Raw genomic sequence first — 3,170 nt, forward strand, 5'->3', positions numbered from 1 at the left:
AAGCTTTGTGGTCAAGTCCTCGGCCTATTAGTACCGGTCAGCTCCACACGTTACCGTGCTTCCACCTCCGGCCTATCAACCCGGTCGTCTACCGGGAGCCTTACCCACTCTCGTGGTGGGAGACCTCATCTCAAGGCGAGCTTCCCGCTTAGATGCTTTCAGCGGTTATCCCTTCCGAACGTAGCCAACCAGCCGTGCACCTGGCGGTACAACTGGCACACCAGAGGTTCGTCCGTCCCGGTCCTCTCGTACTAGGGACAGCTCCTTTCAAGTCTCCTGCGCGCGCAGCGGATAGGGACCGAACTGTCTCGCGACGTTCTAAACCCAGCTCGCGTACCGCTTTAATGGGCGAACAGCCCAACCCTTGGGACCTACTCCAGCCCCAGGATGCGACGAGCCGACATCGAGGTGCCAAACCATCCCGTCGATATGGACTCTTGGGGAAGATCAGCCTGTTATCCCCGGGGTACCTTTTAGCCGTTGAGCGACACCGCTTCCACACGCCGATGCCGGATCACTAGTCCCAGCTTTCGCTCCTGCTCGACCCGTCAGTCTCACAGTCAAGCTCCCTTGTGCACTTACACTCGACACCTGATTGCCAACCAGGCTGAGGGAACCTTTGGGCGCCTCCGTTACTCTTTAGGAGGCAACCGCCCCAGTTAAACTACCCACCAGACACTGTCCCCGATCCGGATCACGGACCAGAGTTAGACGTTCAAAACGACCAGAGTGGTATTTCACCAATGACTCCACCATCACTAGCGTGACAGCTTCCCAGTCTCCCACCTATCCTACACAAGACGTTCCAAACGCCAATGTCAAGCTGTAGTGAAGGTCCCGGGGTCTTTCCGTCCTGCTGCGCGTAACGAGCATCTTTACTCGTAGTGCAATTTCGCCGGGTCTGCGGTTGAGACAGCGGGGAAGTCGTTACGCCATTCGTGCAGGTCGGAACTTACCCGACAAGGAATTTCGCTACCTTAGGATGGTTATAGTTACCACCGCCGTTTACCGGCGCTTAAGTTCTCACCTTCGCCAACTCACGCTGACTAAGCAGTCCCCTTAACGTTCCGGCACCGGGCAGGCGTCAGTCCGTATACATCGTCTTACGACTTCGCACGGACCTGTGTTTTTAGTAAACAGTCGCTTCCCCCTGGCCACTGCGACCACCACCAGCTTCGGAGGCACGCTCCTACACCAGCAGAGGTCCCCCTTCTCCCGAAGTTACGGGGGCAATTTGCCGAGTTCCTTAACCGCAGTTCACCCGATCGCCTTAGTATTCTCTACCTGACCACCTGAGTCGGTTTAGGGTACGGGCCGCCACAACACTCACTAGAGGCTTTTCTCGGCAGCATAGGATCATCCACTTCACCACAATCGGCTCGGCATCACATCTCAGGCTTAAGTGCTGCGGATTTGCCTACAGCACGCCCTACATGCTTACCCCAGGACAACCATCGCCTGGGCTGGACTACCTTCCTGCGTCACCCCATCGCTTACCTACTACCCGATCGGATCGAGCGTTCAGCCTCACCCCTAGTCCCGAAGGACATCAGAGGACTTAAGGACTCTTAGCATCACGAGGTTCGATATGGGCGCATTGAAGCGGGTACGGGAATATCAACCCGTTGTCCATCGACTACGCCTGTCGGCCTCGCCTTAGGTCCCGACTTACCCTGGGCGGATTAGCCTGCCCCAGGAACCCTTGGTCATCCGGCGCGAGGGTTTCTCACCCTCGATTCGCTACTCATGCCTGCATTCTCACTCGTGTACACTCCACGGCTAGATCACTCTGCCGCTTCACCGCATACACGACGCTCCCCTACCCATCAACCCCCCACAAGGAGGAGTCAATGCCACGACTTCGGCGGTGTACTTGAGCCCCGCTACATTGTCGGCGCGGAATCACTTGACCAGTGAGCTATTACGCACTCTTTCAAGGGTGGCTGCTTCTAAGCCAACCTCCTGGTTGTCTCTGCGACTCCACATCCTTTCCCACTTAGCACACGCTTAGGGGCCTTAGTCGGTGATCTGGGCTGTTTCCCTCTCGACTACGAACCTTATCGCCCGCAGTCTCACTGCCACGCTCTCACTTACCGGCATTCGGAGTTTGGCTGACGTCAGTAACCTTGTCGGGCCCATTAGCCATCCAGTGCTCTACCTCCGGCAAGAAACACGTGACGCTGCACCTAAATGCATTTCGGGGAGAACCAGCTATCACGGAGTTTGATTGGCCTTTCACCCCTACACACAGATCATCCCCCAGGTTTTCAACCCTGGTGGGTTCGGTCCTCCACCCAGTCTTACCTGAGCTTCAACCTGCCCATGCGTAGATCACTCCGCTTCGGGTCTACAGCATGCGACTCAAACGCCCTCTTCAGACTCGCTTTCGCTACGGCTCCCCCACACGGGTTAACCTCGCCACACACCATAACTCGCAGGCTCATTCTTCAAAAGGCACGCAGTCACATCACAACTATTCCGAAGAACAGCTAAGCTCCTACGGCTTGTAGGCACACGGTTTCAGGTACTATTTCACGACCCCTCACCGGGGCACTTTTCACCTTTCCCTCACGGTACTCGTGCACTATCGGTCATCAGGGAGTATTTAGGCTTACCAGGTGGTCCTGGCAGATTCACACAGGATTTCTCGGGCCCCGTGCTACTTGGGATCCCCTCAAGAAGCCTTCAAGATTTCGCCTACCCGGCTCTCACGGTCTACGGCAGCCCTTCCCAGAGCTTTCAACTACCTCAAAGGTTTATCACTTCTTGTGATCTCGGCAGAAACCACCAGAGGGTCCCACGACCCCGAACGTGCAACGCCTGCCGGCTATCACACACGCCCGGTTTAGCCTCATCCGCTTTCGCTCACCACTACTCACGGAATCACTCTTGTTTTCTCTTCCTACGGGTACTGAGATGTTTCACTTCCCCGCGTTACCACCAACCGCCCTATACATTCAGGCGGAGGCAACACCACATGACTGGTGCTAGGTTTCCCCATTCGGACATCCCCGGATCAACGTCTGGTTGGCGACTCCCCGAGGCTTAACGCAGCCTCCCACGTCCTTCATCGGCTCCTGATGCCAAGGCATCCACCGTGTGCCCTAAAAAACTTGGCCACAAAGATGCTCGCGTCCACTATGCAAATCTCAAACAACAAACAGCAACCA

At 56.2% G+C, this 3,170-nt stretch carries 1 rRNA gene; it reads right to left on the reverse strand.

Features of this window, described 5'->3' with window-relative positions:
* Nucleotides 1–7: 7 nt before the first annotated feature.
* Nucleotides 8–3,119: ribosomal RNA gene (locus tag KLK06_RS59290) — 23S ribosomal RNA — on the reverse strand.
* Nucleotides 3,120–3,170 lie beyond the last annotated feature (51 nt).

Origin of the sequence: Nonomuraea sp. NEAU-A123, assembly GCF_018603905.1 — a bacterium.
Taxonomy (GTDB): domain Bacteria; phylum Actinomycetota; class Actinomycetes; order Streptosporangiales; family Streptosporangiaceae; genus Nonomuraea.